This is a genomic window from Curtobacterium pusillum (assembly GCF_013359865.1).
Classification (GTDB): domain Bacteria; phylum Actinomycetota; class Actinomycetes; order Actinomycetales; family Microbacteriaceae; genus Curtobacterium; species Curtobacterium pusillum.
The window spans coordinates 265,192-288,265 of the sequence record NZ_JABMCE010000085.1; the positions used below are offsets into that span (position 1 = coordinate 265,192).

The following is a 23,074-nucleotide window of genomic DNA, read 5'->3' on the forward strand; positions in this document are numbered from 1 at the left end:
ATCGTTGACCTCAACCAGGGTTGAGGTCATACGTTGGGACAAGGCCGCGGAGCCGCGGCCCTCCCCATCCGAAGGAACGGCCACGACTCCCATGCCCGACGAAGCACCGGCGACCATCGCGGACGCGTACAAGGCCGCCTTCCGCGGGCACCCCGCCGGTGTCGCGGTCATCACCGCGGAGGGCCCGGACGGCCCCACCGGCCTGACCGCGTCCAGCGTCGCCAGCGTCGCCATCGACCCGCCCGTGCTCGTCTTCTCACTGTCCACGAACTCCGGGTCCGCCGGTGTCGTGCTCGGTGCCCCGGTCTTCGTCGTGCACCTGGTCGACTCCCTCGGCGTCGCCCTCGCGAAGCGCTTCGCCGCGACGGGCAGTCCGGCGGCCGACGACCCGATCTGGGGCACCCTCCCGTCGGGGGACCGCTACCTGCCGAGTGCCGCGAGTGCCCTCCGCTGCCGACCCCTGTCGACCACGCCGATCGGTTCGTCGACGGTCGTCGTCGCCGAGGTCCTCGACATCGTCGTCGGCCTCGAGCGGGGCGAGCCGCTGGTCTACCACAACCGGGAATTCCACTCCCTCACCGATCGTTCCCGGCTCTCGTGAGCCGCGGAGCACCATCCGCCCACCACTGATCGAAAGGAACTCACATGGCTGAGTACACCCTGCCGGAGCTGCCGTACGACTACGCCGCGCTCGAGCCGCACATCAGCGGCAAGATCATGCAGCTGCACCACGACAAGCACCACCAGACCTACGTGACGGGCGCGAACACCGCGCTCGAGCAGCTCGCCGAGGCCCGCGAGTCCGGGAACCTGGCGAACGTCAACAAGCTCGAGAAGGACCTCGCGTTCCACCTGGGCGGCCACGTGAACCACTCGATCTTCTGGACCAACCTCGGCCCGGAGACGAAGGTCCCCGAGGGCGAGCTCGCCGCGGCGATCGACGAGTTCTTCGGCTCGTTCGAGAAGTTCCAGGCCCAGTTCGCCGCCGTCGCCAACGGCATCCAGGGCTCCGGCTGGTCGGTCCTCGCCTGGGACACCCTCGGTCAGAAGCTCACGACCTTCCAGCTGTTCGACCAGCAGGGCAACATCCCGTTCGGCCTCGTGCCGATCTTCATGCTCGACATGTGGGAGCACGCCTTCTACCTCGACTACCTCAACGTCAAGGCGGACTACGTGAAGGCCGTCTGGAACATCGTCGACTGGGAGAACGTCGCCGCGCGCTTCGCGAACGCGAAGTCGCAGAACTTCGTCACGCTCTGAGACACCGTCAGCGGGTCGCGATCGTGACCGCTTGACGGACTGGAGGCGCGGTGCCGGCCGGCACCGCGCCTCCAGTCCGTCCCGGGGTGCGTCCCGTGCCTCAGGCGGCTTGGAAGTGGACGCCCGAGACGAGCTTGTCCGCGATCGCGCGCAGCGCGGCGTCGGGGTCCGATCGATCGCGGTCGACGATCGCGCCCCACTGGATGCCACGCGCGGCGAGGACTGCACCGCGGGCAGCGCGCTCGGCGTCCGATGCGCCGTACCCGTGGGCGACGCACCACGCGGTGATCGCGGCGATCTGCTCGCGGTGGAAGGTGCGTTCGCGGTCCCGCCCGTCGAGGGACTCCACCGATCCCAGTTCGAACGTCAGCCGTGCCGCGAGGGACCGCTCCGGGTCGTCGAGCCCACCGAACACGGCGATCAGGTAGTCGGCCAGGGCGAGGTCGTCGGCGCGGGGGTCGAGCACCACGTCCGAGACGGCGATGGCGAGGTGGTCCACGACCGCATCGATGAGCGAGTCGCGCGTGCCGAAGTGGTAGACGATCGGGTAGGCGCTCGTGCCGAGCACCCGGCCGAGGCTGCGGACGGAGACGTCCTCGAGCTTGGTGTCCTGGAGGTGCTCCGCCACCTTGGCGATGATCGCGGGCTTGAGCGTCGGGTCGGGCTTGCGGGGCATGGCGTCTCCAGCATGGTCGTGGGCGGTACGCGACCGTTCACATACGATCTATGAGTATATTACCCTCTCGATCTCCGGAGCGCCAGGTGCGCCCGGGTGGGCGCGAGCGGCTCGTGGGTGTCGAAGCGGCGAAAACGGAGATTTGCTCGATTCCGCGTAGGATGGCGGCGATGAGCATGTCGTCCGAACCCCGCGCGTCCCCGCCGCACCCCGTGGCGTCCCGTGCCGGGCGCGCGGAGGCGGGCCGGCGCCGTGGCGCGGGCAAGCGCTTCCTCGTCGTCGGGGACGTCCTCGACGGAGTCCTCGTCCAGACCACGGCGACGTCCACCGGGGCGCACGACCCGGCGGCGGTGATCCGGCACCGGGCGGTCGGGGCTGCAGGCAACACCGCGACGTGGCTGGGGTGGCTCGGCGCCGAGGTCGACCTCGTCGCGCGGGTCGGCGTCGACGACGTGTACCGGCACGAGCGCGCGCTCGTCGACGCCGGAGTGCGCCCGCACATCCGCTACGACGCGAGGACGGCCACCGGTGCCGTCGTGTCCGTGAGGAACAGCGACGGCCACACCGCGATGTCCGATCCCGCAGCGAGCGGTGCGCTCACGGCGGCCGACGTCCCGCTCGACCTCGTGGCGCGCGCGGACATCGTGCACCTGACCGGCTCCGCGATGCTCGGTGGCGGCGGAGCCGAGCGCATCGCCTCGCTCGTCGCGCGGGCCCGGTCGGGATCGGCGCGGGTGTCGCTCGACCCGTCGTCCGCGGCGGTCGTGCGGGCCGTCGGGGCCTCCGCGTTCGTGGAGGCCCTGGCCGGCGTGGACGTGCTCTTCCCGAGCGAACCGGAGGCGCTCGCCCTCACCGGAGCGTCCACCGTCGCCGACGCGGTCCGGTCGCTCACCGACCACGTGCCGCTCGTCGTGGTCACGATCGGTCACGAGGGGGTGCTGCTCGGTCGGCCGGGCCGGAGTCCGCAGCGGGTGCCGGTGACACCGGCGATGGTCGTCGACACGCTCGGCGCGGGCGACGCGTTCGCGGCCGGCTTCCTGCGCGCGTGGGCGACCGACCCCGTACGGGTCGGCGCGGCTGCACGCGAGGGGACCCGGGTGGCGGCGCGTGCGCTCGGCTTCGTGGGTGGTCGGCCGCCGGTCTGATCGCCTTGCGGCTGGGGTCAGCGTTCGCCGGGTTCGGGTCAGCGTTCGCTGGGTTCGGCGGTGACGTTCAGCGTCTGGACGAGGCCGGTCGCGAGCGGCGCCAGCCGGATCTCGACCCGGAGCCGCCCGGCCGTGCCGGACAGCCACCACCGCAGGTGCGACGGGGCCGTGGACTGCTCGTCCGAGGGCGCGGCCGTCAGGTCCGCGCCCACCTGCGCGGCCGCCTCGGCGATCGCGCGCCGACGGCGTTCGTACGGCACGTCCATGGCCACGTTCGGCGTGCAGATCGCGTCCGCGAGGTCGTCGCTCCAGTCGGCCAGGAGGCGCGACACGGCTCCCTGCGCCGCCCGCGTGGCGTCCGTGGTGCGTCCGGCACCTGGTGCGAGGTACGCGTCGCCCGCGGCGTCGACGGCGCCGTCGGCCACGCGGTGCGCGAGGACGAGGTCGAGGGCGTGATCGGCCGCGGCGGAGACCTTCGCCTGCGTGGCGTTCTCGAACGCGACGACCCCGACGCCGTCCCGCAGCGACCACCGCATGTGCGCCGAGAACCCCGGATAGCCGCCGGAGTGGGACACGAGGTCGCCGGATCGGGCGTCCTGCTCCACGAAGAGCCCGAAGCCGTACGCGGTCGCGCGGCTCGACGTCGGCACCACCGACGCCGGCACGACGCGCATCGCCTGCTGCATGAGCCGTCGGTCGGCGGGGGACACCGGGCCGGGTTCGGGCGCCTCGGTGAACGCCGAAGCCAGGTGCGCGCCCCAGCGGGCCAGGTCGGTCACCGTGGAGAACAGACCGCCGATCGACGAGAACGCCCCGGGACCGGTGAGCGGCAGCGGTTCCCAGGCACCGGCGTGCGGACGGACACCGGTGACCACGAAGCCGCGAGCGTCGGCGGCGCTGAACACGGTGTCGTCGAGTCCGAGCGGGCGCAGGACGGTGTCCGTGGCCACCTCGGTGTAGGGGCCGCCGGCGACGACGGCGATCACCCGACCGAGCAGCGCGTACCCGAGGTTCGAGTAGGCGAAACGCGTGCCCGGCACCGAGTCGAACAGCAGCCCGCGCCGGAGGACGGCGTCGAGGTCGGCGTCGGTGATCGACTCCTGCCGGTCGGCCCACGGGTCGTCGGTCGGGAACCCGCCGGCCATGGTGAGGAGCATGCGGAGCGTCGGGACGGGGGAGTCCGCCGTCGGGAGCGCGACGTCGGCGAACGCGGGGACGAAGTCGGTCACGGGGGCGTCGAGCCGGACCCGGCCGTCGGCGACGAGTGCGAGCAGGGTCGCGGCGGTGACGCTCTTCGTGCAGGACGCGATCCGGTAGACCGTGTCGGCGTCGGGTGCGCTGCCGTCGCCGCGGTCGCCGTGCCCGCCGGAGGCCACGAGCCCGGTGCGGTCGAACACACCCCACACGCTGCTCGGGGCGACGCCGCGCTCGACCCGCTCGCGGAAGACGGCGTCGACGTCGTCGAGCAACTGCGGACCGAACCCGCTCATGATCGACGCATCCGGTCGTAGGCGTCGAGCGCGCGCTGACGGGTCTCCCTGAGGTCGACCATCGGCTCGGGCCGCAGCTCGTCCGACGGGACCCATCGGTGCACGTACTCGCGGTGCGGGTCGAACCGCTCGAGCTGCCGATCCGGGTTGAAGACCCGGAAGAACGGGGCGGCGTCGAACCCCGAGCCCGCGACCCACTGCCAGTTCGCCGGGTTGTTCGCCGGGTCGGCGTCGACGAGGGTGTCCCAGAACCACCGCTCGCCCACGCGCCAGTCCACGAGCAGGTTCTTCACGAGGAAGCTGCCCGCGGCCAGGCGCACCCGGTTGTGCACGGCGCCGGTGCGCCAGAGCTCCCGCATGCCGGCGTCGACGAGGTCGAACCCCGTGTCGCCCCGACGCCATCGGTCGATCTCGTGCTCGTCCGGTTCGCGCCAGGGGAAGGCGTCGAACTCGCGGCGGACGTTGACCGTCGCGATGTCCTCGCAGTGGAAGTACTCGTTCCAGTTGAACTCGCGCCAGGCGAGCTGCCGGAGGAACGCCGATGTGTGCTTCTGCTGCTCGGGCTCGAGGCGCTCGTGCAGGCGGTGCCACACCTGGTACGGGCTGACCTCGCCCCACCGCAGGTGCGGGGAGAGGGCGCTCGTCGCTTCCATCGCCGGCTCGTCGCGGTGGTCGTAGTCCTCGAGCGCACCGGTGACGAAGTGCTCGAGGCGCAGGTGCGCTCCGCGCTCCCCGGGCTCCCATACGTCGCGGAGTCCGCCGGCCCAGTCCGGTCGCGTGGGCAGCAGCGCCCAGTCGTCGAGGTCGTCGCTCGCGACCCGTGCCGGAGTCGGCAGATCACGGGGCATCGGCAGCGGGTGCCGCGGCTCGGGCATCGCCTGAGCAGCACGCCAGAACGGCGTGAACACCTTGTACGGCTCGCCCTGTCCGGTGAGGACCGTCCACGGTTCCCAGAGCAGGTTGGCGGCGAAGCTGTGCGCCGCCGTGCCGGCGTCGGTGAGCGCCGACTTGATGCCGGCGTCGAGATCGCGCTCGGCCTTCCCGTAGCGCCGGTTCCAGAAGACGGCATCGGCGCCGGTGTCGGCGATGAGCGTGTCGATCACCTTCGCAGCCGCCCCGCGACGGAGCACCAGCCGTGACCCGCGCTCACGGAGCTCGGCGTCGAGCGCTGCGAGGGAGTGGTGCAGCCACCACCGGCTCGCCGCCCCGATCGGCCGGATGCCCGGGGACTCGTCGTCGAGGACGTACGCGACCGTGACCGGTCCGCCGTGGTCGATCGCGGCGCACAGGGCGGGGTTGTCCGCGAGCCGGAGGTCGTCGCGGAGCCAGACCAGTGCGCCGGTCACACCGCTGCCGGGTCCGCCGTCGGGGTCACCCGCGCCGTCGTGCGTCGAGGGGGCGTGGACGCCGCTGCCGTCCGGAGCTTCGTGCACAGCTCGGTCAGCGTGCGGAGTTCGGCGTCGTCCAACCCGGCCCCGACCTGGTCGGCGATCGTCTGGGCGTGCTGGACGGCCACTGCCCGGTACACGTCGAACCCGTGCGCGGTGAGCGCCACGATGACGCCGCGCGCATCGGCAGGGTCCGGCTGCTTCTCGACGATGCCGCGCGCCGCGAGGCGGTCGACCAGGCGGCTGACGCTCGGCTGGGTGAGGAGGAGGTGCCCAGTGAGTTCGCGCATGCGGCACCGGCGCCCGGGCTGTGTCGACAGGTTGAAGCAGACGTCGTACTCGTTGAAGGAGATCTCGCCGCCGGGGAACTCGGCGTTGAGCGCACGCATCACCGTCACCTGGGCGCGGAACAGCGCTTCCCAGGCCGCGACGGCGGTCGCCTTCTCGCTCCGGCGTGACTCGTCCACGATCGCGCTCCCTCTGGTCGTACGGTCATCCCACACTACCGACGGGCTGCGACACCGGAGGCCGGTGGACGCAACGAGGGCCGGTCGTCACGGGGACGACCGGCCCTCTCCCTTGCACCAAGAGTGTCCTGCAATCACATTCCACAGGCGATGCCACAGCAAACATCGTCTGCACCGACGACTGTATAACGAAGCGGTAACGGCGCGCTAGGGACCGCGGCGCTCGTTCGCTGCGAGTTCACCAAGAGCTGCCGATGCGGATCAGAAGAGGTCGGGCGACGGCGTCGAGGCGTAGCGCACGGCGACGTCCGCGTGGCGGTCGAAGCGGTAGCCGACGCCGCGCACGGTGCGGACGATCTCCTCGAACGCGCCGAGCTTCGAACGGAGCCGGCGGACGTGCACGTCGATGGTGCGCTCGTTCGGCGTCTCGTCCTCGCCGTCGGACCACAGCCCGTCGATGATCGCCGAACGGTCGACGGTCTGGCCCTCGCGCAGGACGAGGAACTGCAGGAGCTCGAACTCCTTGTAGGTCAGGGGAGCGGCCTCGCCGTCGAGGGTGACGCGCTTCCGCGAGATGTCGATGACGACACCGGTCTCCTCGGGCTCGGGCTTCTCCGCCTGCTTGCGGGCAGCGACCGCGGAACGGTCCTGCAGGGCGAGGCGCACGACGTCGACGTCCCGCCCGCCGGAGCCCTCCGCGGCGACGGCCACGGCGGCGTACGTCTCCGAGGTCGGGACCAGCTGCGCCGTCAGGGCCTTGAGCTGCTCGACGACCGCCGCGAGGGTCGTGCCGGCCGCGGCGGCCTTCGCCTCGTCGATGCCGACGTAGAGGGCGAAGCCGCGGGCCTCGGTGCCCTCGGGGAGTGCGCGGTTCCGCTGGGGCGCCACGACCGGGCTGGTCGGCACGCCGTTCGTCGTCGACGGCGTGACCGGCTCGCGGCGCGGACGGATCGGCGTGACCGTGCCGAGGTCGGTCGGCGCGGGAGCAGCGGTGCGGAGGGCGGTACGGGGCTGGGCGATGGTGAGCGACATGGCGGTTCTCCGGGCGATGTGGCTGCGGTGCACGAGATGGCGCCGCGGCCGTGTCGAATGCGTCGGCCCGGGCGCGGCGAGAGCCGCGGTGCCCTGCGGTCCTGCTGCGGACCGGGGCGGACCCGGGGGTACGGGAGACAGACCTCGTGACGTGGTACGCGTCGTCGACGTGGTCGTCACCCGGGGATCACGCTCGCGCGACGGGGGTGGTGTCGCGGGGGATCCGGCTGGAACGGGTGCCGATCAGGCACACATTCGACAACGCATGACGGCCATGGCCGGCATCATCATGCCGGTGGTCCCCAGTGCCTCGGAGAGGACGCGGGTGGACACGGTTGCAGTCATGGGACGAGTATCCGTGGGATACCAACGTCGTGTCAACCGTCCGTGCGGACGGTCGGGGGAACCGGACAGGCGGGAGACAGCAGACGGGAGGCGCGCGCCAACCGGCACCGCGCCTCCCGTTCGTCAATGGTCGCGTCGCGGCGACCGCTCGCTACTCGGCCAGGCCGTAGAGTCGGTCGCCGGCGTCGCCGAGGCCCGGCACGATGTACCCGTTCTCGTCGAGCTTCTCATCGAGGGCGCCGAGCACGATCGACACGTTGCGGTCGCCCACCGATTCCTCCACAGCGGCGAGGCCCTCGGGGGCACCGAGGATGCACACGCAGGTGACCTCTTCCGCACCGCGGTCGAACAGGAACTCGATCGCCGCCGCGAGCGTGCCGCCCGTCGCGAGCATCGGGTCGAGCACGAAGCACTGGCGACCGGACAGATCGTCCGGCAGGCGTTCGGCGTAGGTCTGCGGCTCGAGGGTCTCCTCGTTCCGCGCCATGCCGAGGAAGCCGACCTCGGCCGTCGGGACGAGCTTGACCATGCCCTCGAGCATGCCGAGTCCGGCGCGGAGGATCGGCACGACGAGCGGCCGCGGCTTCGCGATGGCGACGCCCATGGTGTGCGCCACGGGCGTGTCGATGGGGGTCGCGGTGACGCGCACGTTGCGGGTCGCCTCGTACGCCAGGAGCGTGACGAGCTCCTCGGTGAGGGCACGGAACGTGGGGGAGGGCGTCGTACGGTCGCGGAGCACCGAGAGCTTGTGGGTGATGAGCGGGTGGTCGGCGACGTGGACTCGCATAGGGTCGAGCCTACCGTGCTGCCGACCGCCAGGAGGTCCCGTGGAAGAGCCCGCCGCCCGCCCGTTCGTCCCGGCGATGGAACGTGCGCTGGACGAGGCCCGGGCGTGCCTGGCGACCGGGGACGTCCCCGTCGGCGCCGTCGTGCTCGACCGGGACGGCACCGTTGTCGCCGTCGGACGGAACGAGCGCGAGGCGCTGCAGGACCCGACCGCGCACGCCGAGGTGCTCGCGCTCCGTGCCGCCGCGGCCGCGGCGGGCGACTGGCACCTCGAGGGCCACACCCTGGTCGTGACGCTCGAGCCCTGCCCGATGTGCGCGGGCGCGATCATGGCGTCCCGGGTGTCCCGGATCGTCTTCGGCGCCTGGGACCCGAAGGCCGGCGCCAGCGGGAGCGTCTACGACATCGCCCGCGACCGCCGGCTGCCGCACCGCTCGGAGGTCGTCGCCGGCGTGCTCGAGGGTGCGTGCGCAGCGCTGCTGGACGCCTTCTTCGCCGAACGGCGCTGAGGTCAGCTCCAGAGCACCGCGATGAGGACGTTGACGATCGCGAGCGCACCGGCCGAGTGGAAGAACGGCAGGGCGGCCTTCGGCTTCGCGGCACCGCTGTCGGCCCGCTTCTGACGGGCCCGGGCGACGAACGCCAGGACGAGCGCGACCGCCGCGATCACGAGCTTCACGCCGAGCTTGGCGTGGTTCGCGCCGCCGTCGTGCGTCGCGTCGATGATGCCCATCATCCCGAGGCCGGTGACGAGCTGCACGATCAGGCCGGTGATCGGCCAGAACGTCTGGAAGCCGCCCTTGCGCCGGACCTGCACGAGGAACGCGCCGATGACCGCCGCGAGGCCGAGGAAGTGCAGGATGAGCAGGATGTTGAAGAGCACCGACATGCCACCATCGTGGGTGATCGACGAGGGTGCTCGCCAGCAAGGCAGCCCTTAGTCGGCGGCCCGGATCACGATCGCCTCGGTCGGCGGACGCGGTCCGGTGCGGAGCACGTCGGGCTCGACGTAGATCACGCGCGCGATGGGCACGCTCGCCCGGACCCGCTGCTCGACGGTGTCGATGCCGGCCGCGACGTCGCCGAGCCGCCGGTCCCCGTCCACCGCGACCTTCACGCCGACCATGAGCTCGTCCGGCCCGAGGTACAGCGTCTTGATGTGGATGATCGAGTCGACCTCCGGACCGTCGAGGACCGCCTGCTTGATCCGCTCGACGTCGGCGGGGCTCGCGCCCTCCCCGACGAGGAGGCTCTTCGTCTCGATTCCCAGCACCACCGCGACCGCGATGAGGAGCGCCGCGATGAGGATGGTGCCGATCGCGTCGAACACCCCGTTGCCGGTGATCGCCGTGAGACCGACGCCGAACAGGGCGAACACGAGGCCGAGCAGCGCCGCGGTGTCCTCGAGCATGACGACGGGCAGCTCCGGAGCCTTGGCCCGGCGGATGAACTGCACCCAGCTCTGTCGGCCCTTCTGCGGACGGGCCTCCTTCAGGGCGGTCCGGAGCGAGAAGCCCTCGAGGCCGATCGCGATGAGGAGCACGACGATCGGCAGCCACCAGTTCTCGAGCGGATGCGGGTGGGTGAGCTTCTCGATGCCCTCGTACAGCGAGAACACCCCGCCGACGGAGAACAGGATGATCGAGACGACGAACGCGTACACGTACCGTTCGCGCCCGTAGCCGAACGGGTGCTCTTCGTCCGCTGCCCGCCGCGCCCGCCGACCGCCGAGCAGCAGGAGGAGCTGGTTCGCGGAGTCGGCGAGGGAGTGGACGCCCTCGGCGAGCATCGACGCCGATCCACTGATCGCCGCGGCGACGAACTTCACGATCGCGATGCCGACGTTGGCCCCGAGTGCCGCGAGGATGGCCCTGGTGCCTCCAGATGCGCTCACAGACGTCCCTTCTCCCTGACCTGCGATCCGATCCTAGGCGCGTGCGCTGGATAGGGTCGGGAGCATGACGATCGAACTGCCCCGCACCGCTCTGCTCGGCGTCGGATCCATGTCCGGCGCGGTCCTCGACGGGCTCCTCGCCGCCGGCCTGGACCCCGCCACCGTGACGCTCACCACGAAGTCCGAGCAGTCCGCCGCGGCGCACCGGGAGCGCGGGCTCGACGCGACCGCGACCGACACCGACGCCGACGCGAACCGATCGGCCGTCCGCGGCGCAGCGCTCGTCGTGCTCGGGGTGAAGCCCTACCTGATCGGGGACCTGCTCGACGAGGTCTCGGCCGACCTGGAACCCGGGGCCGTCGTCGTGAGCGTGGCCGTCGGGACGACGATCGCGAGCATGGAGGCGAAGGTCCCGGCGGGCGTCCGGGTCGTGCGGGCCCTGCCGAACACGCCGATCGGGGTCGGGCACGGGGTGACCGGCATCAGCGCCGGACCGTCGGCCGATGACGACGCGGTGGCGCTCGCGTCGTCGGTGTTCGCGGCCTCGGGGGTCGTCATCGAGGTGCCGGAGTCACAGCTCGACGCCCTCTCCGCGGTCTCCGGCTCAGGTCCGGCGTACGTCTTCCTGCTCGTCGAGCAGTGGCAGCGGGCCGCCGAGTCGCTCGGCTTCTCCCACGACCAGGCCGAGGCCATGGTCCAGGGCACCCTCCGCGGTGCCGTCGAGCTGCTCGCGGCCTCGGGCAAGGAGCCGGCGGACCTGCGGAAGGCCGTGACGAGCCCGAAGGGCACGACCGAGCGCGCGGTGGCGGTGCTGCAGAACGCCGACCTCGCCGGCGTGTTCGAGCGCGCCTCCCGCGCGGCGATCGCCCGCGCCGAGGAGCTGTCGCAGGCCTAGTCACCACCCCGGTGCGCGCGGCTACTCGAGCGCGGCGAACCGTTCCAGGTCGCCCTCGGTCCCGGAGACGATGATGACGTCGTCCTGCCCGATCACGCTCTCCGGCGTCGCCGGCACGAAGGCCTTCCCCGGCGTCTTGATGCCGAGCACCGTCAGCCCGAACCGGGTTCGGATCACCGTCGTGGCGAGGTCCTTCCCGCGGACGGCGGCCGGCGGGAACATCTTCACCACGGCGAAGTCGTCGTCGAACTCGATGAAGTCGAGCATGCGGCCGGACACGAGGTGCGCGGTGCGCTCGCCGGCCTCGCGCTCGGGGTAGACGACGTGGTTCGCGCCAATGCGCGACAGGATCGTGCCGTGCGAGCGGCTGACGGCCTTCGCCCAGATCTGCGGGATGCCGAGGTCGACGAGGTTCGCCGTGATGAGGACGCTCGACTCCAGGTCGGAGCCGATGCCGACGACGGCGATCGCGAAGTCCTGCGCGCCGATCTGCCGGAGCGCGTCGATGTCGGTCGCGTCGGCCTGGACCGCGTGCGTCACCCGGTCCGACCACTTCTGCACGAGGCCGGCATCGGTGTCGACCACGAGGACCTCGCGGTGCTGTCGCTCGAGCTGCCCCGCGGTCGCGGCGCCGAACCGGCCGAGACCGATGACGAGCACGGGGGCGTCGTGGCTGACGGCGCCGGTGACGGGGTGGGGTGAGCGGCGGTCAGCCAACGATCGGCCTCTCCTCGGGGCGGCGGAACAACTGCCGGCTCTGGCTGGCGGCCAAGGCTGCGGCGATGGTCACTGTACCGACACGACCGAGGAACATGGTGGCGGCGAGCACGTACTTGCCCGACTCCGGCAGGTGCGCGGACACCCCCGACGACAGGCCGCACGTCGCGAACGCCGAGATCACCTCGAAGAGCACACGGTCGAGGGACTCGTGCGTGATCTGCAGCAGCACGACCGTGGCCACGGCGACGATCGTCGCGCCCCACAGCACGACGGCGACCGCGACACGGAGGACGTCGCTCGGGATCCGGCGGCCGAACGCCTCCATGCTGCGACGGCCGCGGGCCTCGGCGACGGCGGCGAGGAAGAGCACGGCGAGCGTCGTGACCTTGATGCCGCCCGCCGTCGAGGCGGAGCCGCCGCCGATGAACATGAGCATGTCGGTCACGAGCAGGCTCGAGCCGTGCAGCTCGTCGAAGTCGACGAGGGAGAACCCTCCCGAACGGGTCATCGTGGACAGGAACAGTGCCTGGAACGCTGTCCTGCCGGCGCCCTCCTGCCCGAACGTCTCGGGGTTCGAGGCCTCCAGCGTGACGTAGACGATCGCGCCGCCGACGAGCAGCACCGCACTCGTCACCAGGGTGAGCTTCACGTGGATCGGCCAGCGGCGCGGGTGCCGGAGCTGCTTCGTGAGCGCGCGGATGACCGGGAAGCCGATCGAGCCCGCGACGACGCCGACCATCAGGAGCGACAGGAACCAGTAGTCGTGGGCGAACGGGGTGAGGCCGGTGTCGTTCGGCGCGAACCCGGTGTTCGTGAACGCCATCGCGGCGTAGTAGAACGAGTCGCCGACGGCGGACCAGAACGGGATGCCCGCGACGAGCACCGACGGCAGGAGCAGGATGCCGAGCGCCACCTCGATCGTCAGCGTGCTCACCGCGACCGTCGCGAGCAGCGTGCCGACCTCGCCGAGGCGCACCGCCTGTCCCTCCGGCACGGCCCCGTGGTGGGTCCGCAGGGGATTCGAGTCGCCGGCCGCGATGAGCTTCGCGCGCAGGCCCAGCCGCCTGGTGACCACGAGGCCCAGGATGGACGCGAAGGTCAGGACGCCGACCGCGCCGATCTGCGTGCCGATCACCACGAGGGTCTTGCCGAACACCGACCAGTGCGTCGCCATGTCCACCGTCGCGAGGCCCGTGACGCAGACGACGGACGCCGCGGTGAACAGCGCGTCGGAGAAGTGCGTGGTCGAACCGTCCGCGGATGCCCAGGGTGTCATGAACAACACCGTGAAGACGAAGATGAGCGAGACGAACACGAGGATCGCCAACCGGGACGGCGACGACCGGAGCACGGCGGCGATCCCGTTCGTCCGTCGTCTCGGCACGCCCACCTGTGCGGGGAGCGGCTCGTGGCGGTCGAGCATCGTATGCCTCCGGGGACATGGGCGGGGACGGTTCGTCATGGTACATCCGTGGCGCCCCGGCTAGCCTTGCCGCATGGCCGACATCTTCAGCGTCGTGGCGGACCCCACCAGGCGTGAACTGCTCGGGGCGCTCCTGTCCGCGTACGGATCGGACGTCACGGGCGGGGAGCTGAGCGTCGGGCAGCTCGTCGAGAAGCTCGGCGTCAGCCAGCCCACCGTCTCGAAGCACCTCCGAGTGCTCCGCGACTTCGGCCTCGTGTCCAGCCGCGAGGAGGGGCAGCACCGCTACTACCGGCTCGACCCGGAACCGCTCGTCGGCATCGAGGAGTGGGTGCTGCCGTTCACGGGCGCGGTGGACGCCGACGGCACGCCGGCCACGACGGCCTGGACGCTGGACGGGCAGCCCGTCTCGATCCGCCGCAACGGCGCCGCCGGGAAGGCCACGGTCGAGGTCGGCACCGAACTCGGCCGCGTCATGGCCGAGGCGTCCTACCGGGCCACCGCGGCACTGTCCGGGGCGCAGCAGGGTTGGGAGCGCGTCGTCGACCGCAGTCGCAAGCGCTTCACCCGCCGCAGCGACGAGGACTGAGCCGCGACCTGGACACCGGGTCCCACCGGCCCCTACAGTTGCCGGTGACCACACAGGTCACACCGATCCCGAAGGCGGACCATGACCGGCAGTTTCGACGACGTGCGCTTCCTCACCGTCGCTGAGGTCGCCGAGATGATGCGCGTCTCCAAGATGACCGTCTACCGCATGGTCCACGCGGGAGAACTCCCCGCCATCCGCTTCGGCCGGTCCTTCCGCGTCCCGGAGTCCGCCGTCGCGGACGTCCTGCGCGGGGGCGTCGCCGACGTCGGGTAGTCGGGTCCGAACCGCGCCGTTCGACATCGCGTCAGCGCTCCGCTAGACTCGGCGGGGTTGTTTTTCCGCGGTCTCGTTGGCCCGGTGTCCACACAACATCAGTCCGAGTGAGGTCCGTTATGGGTTCTGTCATCAAGAAGCGCCGCAAGCGCATGGCGAAGAAGAAGCACCGCAAGCTCCTTCGCAAGACGCGCCACCAGCGTCGCAACAAGAAGTAAGTCCAGTACTTGCACTCGAAGCCCCGGTTCGCCGGGGCTTTCGTGTGTCCTAGGGTGGTGCCATGCCCGCCGTGACCCTCCTGACGAAGCCCGGCTGCCATCTCTGCGACGACGCCCGTCCGGTCGTCGAACGCGTGGTGGCCGAGCACCCCGGGACCACCCTGCAGGAGCTGTCCATCCTCGACGACGACGCCCTCCGCGAGGAGTACGCGGAGGACATCCCCGTCGTCCTGGTCGACGGGCGTGTCCACAGCAACTGGCACGTCGACGCCGACCGGCTCCACCGTGCCCTCGAGAAGGCCGAGGCCCGCGCATGATCCACCACGTCGTCTCCTGGACCCTGCGGGAGGACCTCGACCGCCAGGACTCCGTCGCCCGGATCCGCGAGCTCCTCGTCGGACTCATCGGTACCGTCGGGTCGATTCGCTCCCTCGAGGTCGTCGAGAACGTCGCCTACCCGGGGAAGAACCAGGACGTCGCCGTCGTGGCGACCTTCGACGACCTCGCCGGGCTCGACGAGTACCAGGTCCACCCGGAGCACCAGGCCGCGGCAGCGGAGATCCGCGGCCTCGTCACCGGGCGGGCGGCCATCGACTGGGAGAGCTGAGCCGCGCCTCCAGGCCCCGGGCCGGAACCGCAAGACGCAACGTTGACGGTTACGCGCAGAGGGATACCGCTGCGACGTGTCGTCAACGTTGCGTTTTGCGGTCGGCGGGCCGGGCCGCGCCCGGCCGGGCTACGGGGTGAGGCGCGTCGGGCCGCGGAACAGGTAGGTGACCTCGCGGATCGACGGCTCGTGCAGCGCGAGCATGAGCACGCGGGCCAGGCCCATGCCGAACCCGCCGTGCGGCGGCACTCCGTAGCGGAAGAAGTCGAGGTACCAGCCGAGCTCCTCCGGGTCGAGGCCCTTCTCGACGGCCTGCGCCGTCAGGGTCTCCACGCGGTGCTCGCGCTGCGCGCCCGTCGAGATCTCCGCGCCGTTGAACAGCAGGTCGTAGCTGTTCGTGAGCGTCGGGTCGTCGGCGTGACGCATGTGGTAGTACGGCCGGATCGACGCGTCGTAGTCGGTGACGAAGACGAACTCCGAGCCGTGCGTCTCCTTCGCCCAGGCGCTCACGCGGCGCTCGCCCTCGGGGTCGAGGTCACCGTCGGCCCGCACGACCTCGTAGCCGCTGTCGGCGACGATCTTCCGGGCCTCGGCGAGGGTCACGCGGGGGAACGGCGCGGTCGGCACGACGAACTCGAAGCCGAAGACCTCCTCGATGTCCTTGCCGTACTTCTCCTTGACGGCGGTGAAGCCGGCGACGAGGAGTTCCTCGTGCATCGCCATGACGTCCTCGTGCGACTCGACCCACGAGATCTCCGCGTCGACGCTCGTGAACTCGGTGGCGTGACGGCTCGTGAACGACGGGTCCGCGCGGAACGCGTCCGCGATCTCGAAGACCGCTCCGAAGCCGGCCGGCTGGGCCATCTGCTTGAAGTTCTGCGGCGACTGCGCCAGGTACGCCGTCGTCTCGAAGTACTCGAGCTGGAAGAGCTCGGCCCGCGACTCCGACGCCGAGGCCATCAGCTTCGGCGTGTGGATCTCGATGTAGTCGCGCTCGACCCAGTAGGTGCGGAACGCGTGCTCGAGCGTCGTCTGGATGCGGAAGATGAGGTTCTGCTTGCGGTTGCGGAGGTCGAGGAAGCGCCAGTCGAGGCGCTTGTCGAGCGAGGAGTCGTCCGCGATCGGGGTCTCCGGGATCGCGGCGCTGACCACCTCGAGCGAGCCGACCTTGACCTCGAGCCCGCCGAGCTTCACGCGCTCGTCCTGCTTCAGCGTGCCCTGCACGTGGATGAACGTGCCGTGGGCGAGGCCGGAGATCTCGTTGGTGATGCCGAGGGCGATCTGGGCGGCGTCGTCGCCGTCCTCGGCCTCGCGCGTTGCGGGGTTGACGAGCTGTGCGGCGCCGCTCTCGTCGCGGAGGACGACGAACTGCACCTTCTTCTGGTCTCGGACGGTCTCCACCCATCCGGCGACGGAGACGGGGCCGTCGGGGCGTGCGGCGAGGTCGGCGATGCGGGTGCGTTCGATCACGGTGGTCGAGTCTAACGGTCTGCTCGTTCGTCCACAGGTCGGGTCGCGTCCGGCGTTCTCCACGGATCGGCCGGGAGGCGCGGGGCGGCTCCGACGGGTCCGTAGCGTTCTCGACGTGGCCGGGTCGCGAGTTGGAGGGAGGCCCCGCATGACGGCAGGGGTCGAGGGGCTCGCGGCCTGGCCGCCTGCGGCGGTGGCGACGGTGGTCGCGGCGCTGGGGGCGGCCGCGGTGACGGTGGTGGCCGGCCTCGTCGGTGGCGTATGGGCGCTGCTGCGGTGGCGCCGGGACGTCGCACGGGAGGAGCGGGATCGCGCCTGGTCGCGATTCGTGTGGACCGTGGAGCAGGTCTGCCACGGCGACGTCGGGAGGGGAGAGATCGGCTTCGCCAGCGCGAACACGATGTACGAAATGCAGATCCTTCGCGACGAGGACGCCGTCTACGGCAAGGTCGTGCTGCGGATGATCACGGGAAGGGATTGACGACATGGCCAAGGACCCCGTCGAGGAACTCCTCGAACGTCGTGACGAGGAGTGGCGTGCACGGATCCGGCACAAGTACCGCTTCCGTCCGTGGCGTGCTCGCCGGGTCATCTGGGAGTACGACGAGATCCTGCGTCGGCTCGAGGAGTGGCGAGCGGCGCGGAGAGAGCGGGCGCGGTTGATCGCCAGGGGAGAGCTGTCAGGGGAGCGAGGCGCGGAGTGAGCCGAGCGTGCCGATGAACTCCTCGGCCATGCCTGCACGCTCGACGAGCTTCGCGTGCCGGGCACGGGCGTCGTCGAGGAACTCGTCGAGTCGCGCGGCGAGGGCGGGTTCGTCCTCGGGGTCCTTCGCGGCGAGGGCATCGACGACCCGCAGTAGCTCGGCCATCTCGTCGAGCGTGAACCCGAGCGGCTTCATGCGCCGGATCACCAGCAGCCGGTCGAGGTCCTGTTCGGTGTAGACGCGGAACCCGCCGGTGGTGCGGCCGCTCGGGACGAGTAGCCCGACCTCGTCGTAGTGGCGGATCGTGCGCAGCGACATGCCGGCTCGGTCCGCCAGCTCGCCGATGTGCATGGTGTTCACGGCGACCCACCCTAGTCATCGAACCCTCACGCAACGGTAGAGTTGCCCGCGATGTCCGTGATCACGCACGCTCCCACCGCTCCGAGCGTCCTCAGCGCCCTGCGCTCGCCCAGGCTCCTCACGCGGGAGGTCCTCGCGGGGATCGTCACCGCACTCGCCCTCATCCCCGAGGCGATCTCGTTCTCGGTCGTCGCCGGCGTCGACCCCGCCGTCGGGCTCTTCTCGAGCGTCGTCATCGCCGTCGTGATCTCGATCGTCGGCGGGCGTCCGGCGATGGTGTCCGCCGCTGCCGGATCGGTCGCGCTCGTGATCGCACCGCTCGTGCGGGACCACGGCATCGCGTACCTCGTGCCGACGATCGTCCTCGGCGGTCTGGTCCAGATCGTGCTCGGGTTCCTGGGCGTCGCACGGCTGATGCGCTTCATCCCGCGGAGCGTCAACGTCGCCTTCGTGAACGCGCTCGCCATCCTCATCTTCACGGCGCAGCTCCCGAACCTCTTCGGCCGGGACGTGCCGGCGATCGTCTGGCCCCTCACGGCGCTGGGGGTGGCCGTCATCGTCGGGTTCCCCTTCCTGACGAGGGCCGTGCCGGCACCGCTCATCGCCGTCGTGGTGATCACTGCGATCACCATCGTCTTCGGCGTCTCGGTACCGACCGTCGGTGACGAGGGATCACTCCCGACGGCGCTGCCCGGGTTCAGCGGCATCACGACCCCGTTCACCCTCGAGACGCTCCGGCTCATCGCGCCGTACGCGTTCGGGGTCGCGATCGTGGGGCTCATCGAGACACTCCTCACCGCCCAGCTCGTCGACTCCATCACCGAGACGGGGTCGAGCAAGTGGCGGGAGTCGTGGGGGCAGGGCGTCGCGAACGTCGCCTCGGCCTTCTTCGGCGGCACCGGCGGGTGCGCGATGATCGGCCAGACCGTGATCAACGTGAAGACGGCCGGCGCCCGGACCCGGGTGTCGACCTTCGTCGCGGGTGCGTCCGTCCTCGTGCTGACGATCGTGCTGCACGACGTCGTGGCCGAGATCCCGATGGCGGCGCTCACCGCGGTCATGATCATGGTGTGCGTCGCGACGTTCGACTGGCACAGCATCCGGCCGCGGACCCTGCGCCGGATGCCCCTCGGTGAGACCGCGGTGATGGTGATCACGGTCGTGGTGGTCGTCGCCACGGACAACCTCGCGACCGGCGTGCTGGTCGGTGTGGTGGTCGCGGCGCTCGTGTTCGCGCGACGCGCGGCGCACGTCGTGTCCGTCGTGCGGGAGGTCGTCGACGAGCACACGGTGCGCTACCGGGTCCGCGGCGCCCTGTTCTTCGCCTCGTCGAACGACCTCGTCACCCGGTTCTCCTACGCAGAGGACCCGGAGCACGTCGTCGTCGACCTGGCCGATGCCCACGTGTTCGACGCGAGCACGGTCGCGGCGCTCGACGGGGTGGAGCAGCGGTTCGCCAAGCACGGCTCCACGGTCGAGGTGGTGAACCTCAACACGGGTTCGGTCGCGTTGCACAGGCGACTCTCCGGCGAGCTCGGCTGAGCGCTTCCGCATCCGGTGAGTCGCCTGTACGGGCGGTGGGAACGGCTGAGCGACCTAGACTGGAACCCATGCCCGCGACCCGAATCCACCTCGTCCGTCACGGCGAGGTGCACAACCCGGACCGGGTGCTCTACGGGCGTCTCCCGGGCTTCGGTCTGAGCGACCTCGGCAAGCAGATGGCGCTCGCGTCGGCCACCGCGTGGAAGGACGCCGGGGTCGACGTCCGGCGCATCGTCGCCTCCCCGCTGCAGCGCACCCAGGAGTCGGCGGCCCCGTGGTCCGAGGCGTTCGGGCTCGACGTCGCACTCGACGAACGGCTCATCGAGCCGACGAACCGGTACGAGGGGCAGCCCCCGGGTTTCACGAAGCGCTCGCTCGGGCGCCCGGCTGAGTGGCCGTGGATCGCGAACCCGTTCCGGCCGAGCTGGGGCGAGGCGTACGAGTCCATCGCCAACCGGATGGTCGCCGCGATCACCACGGCGTGGGAGAGCATCGACGAGGGCGACGTCGTCCTGGTCAGCCACCAGCTGCCGATCTGGACCGTGCACCGTCGCCTGGCCGGCGAACGGCTCTGGCACGACCCGAGGAAGCGCCGCTGCGACCTCTCGAGCATCACGACCCTCGAGCGTGTACCCGCCACCTCGTCCGGCCGTTTCACCGAGGTCGGGTACGCGGACCCGGCGCAGGCACTGCGCGCGACCGCGGTCGACGAAGGAGCAGTGTGAGCGTCATCAGCAAGCGGTTCGCGGTCCTCTCGGCGACGGTGGTGGCCGCCGCCCTCGTCCTGACGGGGTGCTCGTCGGACAACGACTCGCTGTCGAAGCAGTACGGCAGCGGCACGACGCAGAACTACATCTCCGGCGACGGCGCGGTGACCGAGGTCGCCGCGGACAAGCGCGCGGACGCCGTGGACTTCGAGGCGAAGGACACCGACGGCGACACGGTCTCGTCGAAGGCGCTCAAGGGCAAGGTCGTCGTCCTGAACTTCTGGTACGCGGGCTGCCCGCCGTGCCGGGCCGAGGCGAAGTACCTCAAGGAGGTCAACGACCAGTTCGCAGGCCAGGACGTCCAGTTCATCGGCGTGAACGTGCGCGACGAGCAGGGCACCGCCGAGGCGTTCGAGCGCACCTTCAAGATCGACTACCCGACGGTGCTCGACCAGAAGTCCGGCACGATGCAGCTCGCGCTCTCGGGTCAGATCGCGCCGAACGCCGTCCCCGCCACGATCGTCCTCGACAAGCAGGGCCGCGTCGCCGCACGCGTGCTCGGCGCGGTGGACGGCCCCGGCATCCTGAACACCCTCGTCTCCGACGAGTTGTCGGGCAAGGCTTCCTGAACCGTGTCCAGCAACCCCTTCGCCGACGCGATCCTCAGCGGGCAGATGGCCGTGGCGCTCCCCGTCGCGGCACTCGCCGGACTCGTGTCGTTCCTGTCACCGTGCGTGCTGCCACTCGTGCCGGGCTACCTCGGCTACGTCGGCGGCGTCGCCGAGGGCGGACAGCGCCGCGGCCGCGTGGTGCTCGGGGTGCTGCTGTTCATCCTCGGCTTCACGGCGGTGTTCGTGGCGTACACGACCGTCTTCGGCGCGCTCGGCTTCTGGCTCGTCCGGTGGCGCGACCTCATCACGCAGGTCCTCGGCGTCGTCGTGATCGCGATGGGCCTGGTCTTCGTCGGTCGGTTCACGTTCCTGCAGCGCACGATCAAGCCCGGCTGGACGCCGGCCACCGGCCTGGTCGGCGCCCCGCTGCTCGGCATCGTGTTCGGCCTCGGCTGGACCCCGTGCCTCGGCCCGACCCTCGCCGCGATCAACCTGCTCAGCGTCCAGTCCGGAAGCGCCTGGCAGGGCATGTGGCTCGGGGTCGCGTACTGCCTCGGGCTCGGCGTCCCGTTCGTCCTCGTCGCGCTCGGCGCCGGCTGGGCCACGGGTGCGATCCGCGCCGTGAAGCGCCACATGCGCACCGTCAACATCATCGGAGGAGCGATCCTGATCGTCATCGGTCTGCTCATGGTCACCGGAATCTGGTCGGCCGTCATGTCGAGCGTGGGGGCGGTGATCCAGAGCTTTGTCCCCGCGGTCTGAACCCGACATCGACTCCACCGACACGACGGCGGACCCCCAGCGACCGTCCGACCACGTCGACGGCTCCGGGCCGGGCGACCCCGGTGTGAACCAGCCGAGGCTCGGTCCGGTCGGCTACCTCCGCTTCTTCTGGCGCCAGCTCACGAGCATGCGGACGGCGCTGTTCCTCCTCATGCTGCTCGCGCTGGCGGCGATCCCGGGCTCGCTCGTCCCGCAGCGCACCGCGGACCCGAACGGTGTCGTCCAGTACAAGGCGGACCACGCGACGCTGTACCCGATCCTCGACAAGCTGCAGGTCTTCGACACCTACACCTCGGTGTGGTTCTCGGCGATCTACCTGCTGCTCTTCGTCTCCCTGATCGGCTGCATCATCCCGCGGACGAAGCACCACTGGCAGGCGCTCCGGACCCGCCCGCCGAGGACCCCCGTCCGTCTGACCCGCCTCGCCGGCTACCGGACGGTGGCGGTCCAGCCGGACACGCTCGCGACCACGACCAGCGGCACGACCGCGGCCGACGGGACGGACGCCGCCACGCGCCTCCCGTCCGTCGAGCACGCCGTGACGCGTGCGATGGCCCTCCTGAAGCGTTCCGGGTACCGCGTCGAGCGCTTCGGCGACTCGGTCAGCGCGGAGCGCGGCTACCTGCGCGAGACCGGCAACCTGGTGTTCCACGCCGCACTCGTCGGCGTGCTCCTCGCGGTCGGCGTCGGCGGCGGGTTCGGTTACACCGGGCAGCGGCTGCTCGTCGAGGGGCAGACGTTCTCGAACGTGCTCGGCTCGTACGACTCGTTCAACCCGGGGCGCTGGTTCCGGCAGACCGACCTCAAGGGCTACAACCTGACGCTCGACAAGTTCGTCACGAAGTACGAGGAGCGGAACCTGGACGCCCTCGGGCAGGCGCTCGACTACTCCGCCACGGTGACGAGTCAGGAGAAGGGCGGCGAGAAGACGACCAGCCGGCTGGGCGTCAACGAGCCGCTGAGCATCGGCGGGACGAACGTGTACCTGCTCGGCAACGGCTACGCGATGTCGGTCACGGTGCGCGACGGCGACGGCAACGTGGCGTTCAAGGACACCGTGCCATTCCTCCCCGAGGACGCGAACTACACGTCCACCGGCGTCATCAAGGTGCCCGACTCGGTGCCGGACCAGCTCGGCATGGTCGGGTTCTTCTACCCGACGGCGTCGAAGCTCTCCACGGGGGCCTACGCCAGCGCGTACCCGGACGACCAGAACCCGCTGCTGACGCTGCAGGTGTACACCGGCGACCTGGGGCTGGACGACGGCGTCCCGCAGAGCGTCTACACGCTGGACACCAGCGGACTGCAGCAGATCGCGGGCCGGCAGTCGGACGCCGCGAGCGTCGAGCTGAAGCCCGGGCAGACCAAGAAGCTCCCGGGCGACGCCGGGTCGATCACCTTCGACGGTGTGAAGCGGTACGTCTCGCTCGACGTGCACCACGACCCCTCGCAGCTGTGGGTCGGCGGGTTCGCCGTGCTGTCCGTGCTCGGTCTCCTCACCTCGCTCTTCGTCCCGCGCCGCCGGGTGTGGGTCAAGGTGGTGCCGCGCACCGGCGCGGAGCAGGGGGAGTACGACCTGGAGTACGCGGGTCTCGCACGCGGCGAGGACCCGAACCTCGAACGGGCGGTGGCGGACATCGCCCAGCGCCATGCGTCGGACCTCGGAGTTAGGATGCCCCAGTGAAC

The 23,074-nt window shown here is 70.9% G+C and carries 29 protein-coding genes; 17 read left to right on the plus strand and 12 right to left on the minus strand.

The window, feature by feature from the left end:
• Positions 1–91: 91 nt before the first annotated feature.
• The gene (locus HP507_RS15995; RefSeq protein WP_175352775.1) at positions 92–601 is read left to right on the plus strand and encodes a flavin reductase family protein; all 510 of its coding nucleotides are present in this window, start codon (positions 92–94) and stop codon (positions 599–601) included.
• A gap of 44 nt (positions 602–645) precedes the next feature.
• The gene (locus HP507_RS16000) at positions 646–1,260 is read left to right on the plus strand and encodes a superoxide dismutase (protein ID WP_175352776.1); all 615 of its coding nucleotides are present in this window, start codon (positions 646–648) and stop codon (positions 1,258–1,260) included.
• A 100-nt stretch (positions 1,261–1,360) separates the two neighbouring features.
• Here the strand turns inward: HP507_RS16000 and HP507_RS16005 are convergent, their stop codons facing one another.
• Positions 1,361–1,936 (minus strand): TetR/AcrR family transcriptional regulator, encoded by a 576-nt coding sequence (locus tag HP507_RS16005; RefSeq protein ID WP_175352777.1) that lies wholly within the window; start codon positions 1,934–1,936, stop codon positions 1,361–1,363.
• A 170-nt stretch (positions 1,937–2,106) separates the two neighbouring features.
• Here HP507_RS16005 and HP507_RS16010 point away from each other — a divergent pair, with 170 nt between their 5' ends.
• A complete protein-coding gene (locus HP507_RS16010) occupies positions 2,107–3,081 on the plus strand; it encodes a carbohydrate kinase family protein (RefSeq protein WP_175352778.1) in 975 nt (324 codons plus the stop codon).
• A 38-nt stretch (positions 3,082–3,119) separates the two neighbouring features.
• Here HP507_RS16010 and HP507_RS16015 read toward each other — a convergent pair whose 3' ends face one another.
• The 5 genes from HP507_RS16015 to upp form a co-directional block, all read right to left on the minus strand.
• Positions 3,120–4,571 (minus strand): serine hydrolase domain-containing protein, encoded by a 1,452-nt coding sequence (locus HP507_RS16015; RefSeq protein ID WP_175352779.1) that lies wholly within the window; start codon positions 4,569–4,571, stop codon positions 3,120–3,122.
• The gene (locus HP507_RS16020) at positions 4,568–5,917 is read right to left on the minus strand and encodes a cryptochrome/photolyase family protein (RefSeq protein ID WP_175352841.1); all 1,350 of its coding nucleotides are present in this window, start codon (positions 5,915–5,917) and stop codon (positions 4,568–4,570) included. The genes HP507_RS16015 and HP507_RS16020 overlap by 4 nt, the downstream gene beginning before the upstream one ends.
• The gene (locus HP507_RS16025) at positions 5,914–6,426 is read right to left on the minus strand and encodes a MarR family winged helix-turn-helix transcriptional regulator (protein ID WP_175352780.1); all 513 of its coding nucleotides are present in this window, start codon (positions 6,424–6,426) and stop codon (positions 5,914–5,916) included. The genes HP507_RS16020 and HP507_RS16025 overlap by 4 nt, the downstream gene beginning before the upstream one ends.
• A 261-nt stretch (positions 6,427–6,687) precedes the next feature.
• Positions 6,688–7,458, minus strand: coding sequence for a winged helix-turn-helix domain-containing protein (locus HP507_RS16030; protein ID WP_175352781.1), 771 nt, complete (start codon positions 7,456–7,458; stop codon positions 6,688–6,690).
• A 496-nt stretch (positions 7,459–7,954) separates the two neighbouring features.
• Complete coding sequence (gene upp / locus HP507_RS16035; RefSeq protein WP_175352782.1) at positions 7,955–8,590, minus strand: uracil phosphoribosyltransferase; 636 nt, start codon at positions 8,588–8,590, stop codon at positions 7,955–7,957.
• A 76-nt stretch (positions 8,591–8,666) separates the two neighbouring features.
• Here upp and HP507_RS16040 point away from each other — a divergent pair, with 76 nt between their 5' ends.
• A complete protein-coding gene (locus HP507_RS16040; protein WP_175352842.1) occupies positions 8,667–9,098 on the plus strand; it encodes a nucleoside deaminase in 432 nt (143 codons plus the stop codon).
• Positions 9,099–9,100: 2 nt separating this feature from the next.
• Here the strand turns inward: HP507_RS16040 and HP507_RS16045 are convergent, their stop codons facing one another.
• Positions 9,101–9,478 (minus strand): hypothetical protein, encoded by a 378-nt coding sequence (locus HP507_RS16045; protein ID WP_175352783.1) that lies wholly within the window; start codon positions 9,476–9,478, stop codon positions 9,101–9,103.
• A 48-nt stretch (positions 9,479–9,526) separates the two neighbouring features.
• Positions 9,527–10,483 (minus strand): cation diffusion facilitator family transporter, encoded by a 957-nt coding sequence (locus tag HP507_RS16050; protein ID WP_175352784.1) that lies wholly within the window; start codon positions 10,481–10,483, stop codon positions 9,527–9,529.
• 64 nt (positions 10,484–10,547) lie between these two features.
• On the opposite strand from HP507_RS16050, the gene proC reads away from it, so the two are divergent.
• Positions 10,548–11,378: a pyrroline-5-carboxylate reductase gene (gene proC / locus HP507_RS16055; protein ID WP_175352785.1), complete on the plus strand. Its 831-nt coding sequence runs from the start codon at positions 10,548–10,550 to the stop codon at positions 11,376–11,378.
• A gap of 21 nt (positions 11,379–11,399) precedes the next feature.
• On the opposite strand, the gene HP507_RS16060 is transcribed toward proC, so the two are convergent.
• On the minus strand, positions 11,400–12,095 hold the full coding sequence (locus tag HP507_RS16060) for a potassium channel family protein (protein ID WP_175352786.1): 696 nt from the start codon (positions 12,093–12,095) through the stop codon (positions 11,400–11,402).
• Positions 12,088–13,521: a TrkH family potassium uptake protein gene (locus HP507_RS16065; RefSeq protein WP_175352787.1), complete on the minus strand. Its 1,434-nt coding sequence runs from the start codon at positions 13,519–13,521 to the stop codon at positions 12,088–12,090. The genes HP507_RS16060 and HP507_RS16065 overlap by 8 nt, the downstream gene beginning before the upstream one ends.
• A 73-nt stretch (positions 13,522–13,594) precedes the next feature.
• Between HP507_RS16065 and HP507_RS16070 the strand changes: the two genes are divergently transcribed.
• The 5 genes from HP507_RS16070 to HP507_RS16090 all read left to right on the plus strand — a co-directional run bounded on the left by HP507_RS16070 (position 13,595) and on the right by HP507_RS16090 (position 15,211).
• On the plus strand, positions 13,595–14,110 hold the full coding sequence (locus HP507_RS16070; protein WP_175352788.1) for an ArsR/SmtB family transcription factor: 516 nt from the start codon (positions 13,595–13,597) through the stop codon (positions 14,108–14,110).
• Positions 14,111–14,191: 81 nt separating this feature from the next.
• Positions 14,192–14,386 (plus strand): helix-turn-helix domain-containing protein, encoded by a 195-nt coding sequence (locus tag HP507_RS16075; protein WP_017888579.1) that lies wholly within the window; start codon positions 14,192–14,194, stop codon positions 14,384–14,386.
• A 119-nt stretch (positions 14,387–14,505) separates the two neighbouring features.
• A complete protein-coding gene (locus HP507_RS16080; protein WP_003792170.1) occupies positions 14,506–14,604 on the plus strand; it encodes a 30S ribosomal protein bS22 in 99 nt (32 codons plus the stop codon).
• 62 nt (positions 14,605–14,666) lie between these two features.
• Positions 14,667–14,921 (plus strand): glutaredoxin family protein, encoded by a 255-nt coding sequence (locus tag HP507_RS16085; RefSeq protein WP_175352789.1) that lies wholly within the window; start codon positions 14,667–14,669, stop codon positions 14,919–14,921.
• A complete protein-coding gene (locus HP507_RS16090) occupies positions 14,918–15,211 on the plus strand; it encodes a Dabb family protein (protein WP_175352790.1) in 294 nt (97 codons plus the stop codon). Before HP507_RS16085 ends, HP507_RS16090 begins: the two co-directional genes overlap by 4 nt.
• Positions 15,212–15,340: 129 nt before the next feature.
• Here HP507_RS16090 and aspS read toward each other — a convergent pair whose 3' ends face one another.
• On the minus strand, positions 15,341–16,681 hold the full coding sequence (gene aspS, locus HP507_RS16095; protein WP_175352791.1) for an aspartate--tRNA(Asn) ligase: 1,341 nt from the start codon (positions 16,679–16,681) through the stop codon (positions 15,341–15,343).
• Positions 16,682–16,829: 148 nt separating this feature from the next.
• On the opposite strand from aspS, the gene HP507_RS16100 reads away from it, so the two are divergent.
• A complete protein-coding gene (locus HP507_RS16100) occupies positions 16,830–17,162 on the plus strand; it encodes a hypothetical protein (RefSeq protein WP_175352792.1) in 333 nt (110 codons plus the stop codon).
• Positions 17,163–17,166: 4 nt separating this feature from the next.
• Complete coding sequence (locus HP507_RS16105; protein WP_175352793.1) at positions 17,167–17,385, plus strand: hypothetical protein; 219 nt, start codon at positions 17,167–17,169, stop codon at positions 17,383–17,385.
• Here the strand turns inward: HP507_RS16105 and HP507_RS16110 are convergent.
• A complete protein-coding gene (locus HP507_RS16110; protein ID WP_175352843.1) occupies positions 17,362–17,736 on the minus strand; it encodes a MerR family transcriptional regulator in 375 nt (124 codons plus the stop codon). The genes HP507_RS16105 and HP507_RS16110 overlap by 24 nt on opposite strands.
• Before the next feature lie 60 nt (positions 17,737–17,796).
• On the opposite strand from HP507_RS16110, the gene HP507_RS16115 reads away from it, so the two are divergent.
• From HP507_RS16115 to resB, 5 genes are all read left to right on the plus strand, one after another.
• Positions 17,797–19,287 (plus strand): SulP family inorganic anion transporter, encoded by a 1,491-nt coding sequence (locus HP507_RS16115; protein WP_175352794.1) that lies wholly within the window; start codon positions 17,797–17,799, stop codon positions 19,285–19,287.
• Between the two features lie 68 nt (positions 19,288–19,355).
• Complete coding sequence (locus HP507_RS16120; RefSeq protein ID WP_175352795.1) at positions 19,356–20,012, plus strand: histidine phosphatase family protein; 657 nt, start codon at positions 19,356–19,358, stop codon at positions 20,010–20,012.
• Positions 20,009–20,623, plus strand: coding sequence for a redoxin domain-containing protein (locus HP507_RS16125; protein ID WP_175352796.1), 615 nt, complete (start codon positions 20,009–20,011; stop codon positions 20,621–20,623). The genes HP507_RS16120 and HP507_RS16125 overlap by 4 nt, the downstream gene beginning before the upstream one ends.
• 45 nt (positions 20,624–20,668) lie before the next feature.
• A complete protein-coding gene (locus tag HP507_RS16130) occupies positions 20,669–21,367 on the plus strand; it encodes a cytochrome c biogenesis CcdA family protein (protein ID WP_175352844.1) in 699 nt (232 codons plus the stop codon).
• Positions 21,351–23,072 (plus strand): cytochrome c biogenesis protein ResB, encoded by a 1,722-nt coding sequence (resB, locus tag HP507_RS16135; RefSeq protein ID WP_217508855.1) that lies wholly within the window; start codon positions 21,351–21,353, stop codon positions 23,070–23,072. Before HP507_RS16130 ends, resB begins: the two co-directional genes overlap by 17 nt.
• Positions 23,073–23,074 lie beyond the last annotated feature (2 nt).